We start from the raw sequence: 2,686 nt of genomic DNA on the forward strand, positions 1-2,686 counted from the left end.
CGCCCAGCCCGGTCTAGAAGACCGGGACACCTTCACGGACCAGCCGCCAGTCCACCGACGCGAAGTCCGCCGGGTCGATGGCGCCCTTGGCCTTCACCCACGCGATCATGGTGTTGCGGATCTCGTCGGAGTTGGTCCACAGCACCGGCGCCGACGCCACATGCGGAAAGTTGCCGCCGCCGTTCGCCCGGTAGTTGTTCACCGCCAGCACGAACTCCGCAGCCGGGTCGATCGGAGCGCCCCCGTACGACAGATTGACGATCCGCTGCCCCACCGGCTTGGAGATGTCGACGTCGTAGGAGACCCCGTACACCGAGTCGAAGTTGTAGTCGGGGGTGCTGGCCGCGTTGGTGAGCGTCGCGGTGTCCACCGGGGCCCCCACCGGCACCTGGGCGAAGTACTTCATCGAGTACTCCAGGTAGTCCAGTATCTGAGCGCCCGTCAACTTGCGGGCCTCCAGGGTGTTCTCGAAGATGTACAGCCCCGCGGCGTCCCGCAGCTTCACCTCACCGGCCGGAATGGCCGCCGTGCGGTTGAACGGCGCCGCCTGCGCCAGCACCGGCAGGCCCGCGTACGCCGTGCCCGCCAGCGCCGCCTTCACCGTGTCCGCCTGGACCCGCCCGATCAGGTCGATGATCGGCACGTCCTTGAACGGCGCCTCGGCGATGGACAGCGGCTCGGTGCAGGTGCCGATCACCTGGTTGACATACGCCACGACCTTCTTGTGCTCCGCGGTGAGCAGCGACACCACCGCCGGGTCCTCGGCCGCGGTGTTGGAGTTGATCACCGTGGAGCGCACCCCGGTGACCTCCCAGCAGCCGTGCGAGAACTCGGCGTCGAAGTCGAACCGGGTCAGCCGCTCGCCCCACTTCAGCGGCTCGGACAGCACCACGTTCCGCCCGGTCTGCTGATTGACCACGATGCGCTGGGCGATCTCCACATGGGCGTGGCCGATCAGCATCGCGTCGATGCCGGGCACCTGTTCGGCGACCGCCACACCCGCGTTCTCCGGCCACGGGACCTGGTCCCCGTACGACGAGGGCTGGTCCGCGCCGGTGTGCGCGGAGACGATCACCACGTCGGCGCCGGCGGCCCGCAGCCGCGGCACCCACACCTTCGCCTGCTCCACGATGCCCGCGAAGGTCAGCTTCCCCTGGACGTTGCCCTTGTCCCAGATGGCGATGCCCGGGTTGGTCAGACCCAGGATGCCGACCTTGATGTCCGGGCCCCGGTCTGTACGGATCCGCCGGATCGCATACGGCGGGAACGCCGGCCGCTCGGTCGTCGCGTCCAGGGCGTTGGCGCCCAGCAGCGGGAAGTCGCACTGCTTCTCGAACGCCCGCAGCAGCGGGATGCCGTAGTTGAACTCATGGTTGCCCAGCGCGGCGGCGTCATAGCCGATGTGGTTCATCGCCAGCGCCATTGGGTGCACCGGGGCCTGGCTGCCGCCCTGGTCGATCGGCTCGATCCGGGCGTAGTAGTAGCTGAGCTGGGTGCCCTGGATGGTGTCGCCCGCGTCGATCAGCAGGGTGCGGTCCCGCCCCATCTCCTTGCGGATGCCGTTCACCAGGGTGGAGATCTTCGCCAGGCCGACATCGTTGTGCGCGGAGTCGTCGTACTCCGCATCGGTGAAGTAGTCCCAGTTGAGCGCGTTGCCGTGCAGATCGGTGGTGCCCAGAACCGTGAACGACTCCGTGATGGGGTGCTTCGCGGGCTTCACGTCGGCCGCGGCCGGCCGGGCCGCGGCCACGGACGCTCCGCCGGCGAGCGCGGCACCGGCGGCGGTCGCCGCGGAACGGGCCACGAAATCACGACGGTTGAGGGGCATACGGTCTCTCCAGGGCAGACAGGACAGGGCCGTCACCGCACAGGGCGACGCGCGTAGAAGTCTGCCCGTCCAACCCGCTCAGCGGTAGACCCTGCAGGTTTCGATCAGTTGACCGTCCGGCGGAGGCAACCGACAGAACGGGCATAGCGGATGAGGGCGGACGCGCATGCGACGCCGACCGTTCCACCATCCTGCCTGCCGGAGCCGCCACCCGCTCGCCGGGGCTGAGGCGCGCGTCCGCCGGGGTCGTGGCGTGCGCCCGTCGGGGCGGGGGCGCGCGTCCGCCGGTGTCGCGGTTCGGTCTGCCGGGCCCGGCTGTTCGTTGAGTGGGCTGAGGCGCCCGCCCGAGGGGGCCGATGCGCCCGCTCGACGGGCCGTGGCGTGCGCCCGTCGTGGGCCGGGGCCCGGCCGTCCGGGCCCGATGGCTTGTTGGTCGGGGCGCCCCGCTCCGGCGGGTTGAGGCGTGCGCTCGCCAGGGCCCGTGGCGTGCACCCGGGCCGCGTCCTCGTCGGGTCGCGCTCGGCCGTCCGGCGGGGACTGTCTGCGCACCGCCCGCCGGGGCGGCAGTGGCTCACCTGCCGGGTTCGGCGCCCGGCGGGCCCGGGTGGCTGCGCGCCGGGCGGGGCGCCGGGCCGGGGGTGGAGAGCCCGTCCACTCCGGGTGCCGGTCGAAGCCGGGTGCGGACCAGTCCCGTGATTTTCACGGCGAAGGAATGCGGGGCACCCCTCGGAGGTTGGTCCCCACGACAGAACAGACAGGTCTGTCTATACTCAGTGAACAGACCTGTCTACTCACGTCGCAACGTCAGGACGAACCCGTGCCCAACGCCTCCGCCCCCACCGCCACAGACACCCACAC

General features: G+C 70.7%; 1 protein-coding gene. It reads right to left on the reverse strand.

Annotated elements, in window-relative coordinates; translation table 11 throughout:
• Window positions 1–13 precede the first annotated feature (13 nt).
• Window positions 14–1,828 carry a bifunctional metallophosphatase/5'-nucleotidase gene (locus AOK09_RS31710; protein ID WP_055590672.1) on the reverse strand — a complete coding sequence of 605 codons (1,815 nt, stop codon included), beginning with the start codon at window positions 1,826–1,828 and terminating at the stop codon, window positions 14–16.
• Window positions 1,829–2,686: the final 858 nt, after the last annotated feature.

Origin of the sequence: Peterkaempfera griseoplana, assembly GCF_001418575.1 — a bacterium.
Lineage (GTDB): Bacteria > Actinomycetota > Actinomycetes > Streptomycetales > Streptomycetaceae > Peterkaempfera > Peterkaempfera griseoplana.

What these genes read in the sequence shown, in the direction of transcription:
- AOK09_RS31710 (WP_055590672.1), bottom strand. Translation starts at nt 1,828, where the DNA reads ATGCCCCTCAACCGTCGTGATTTCGTGGCCCGTTCCGCGGCGACCGCC.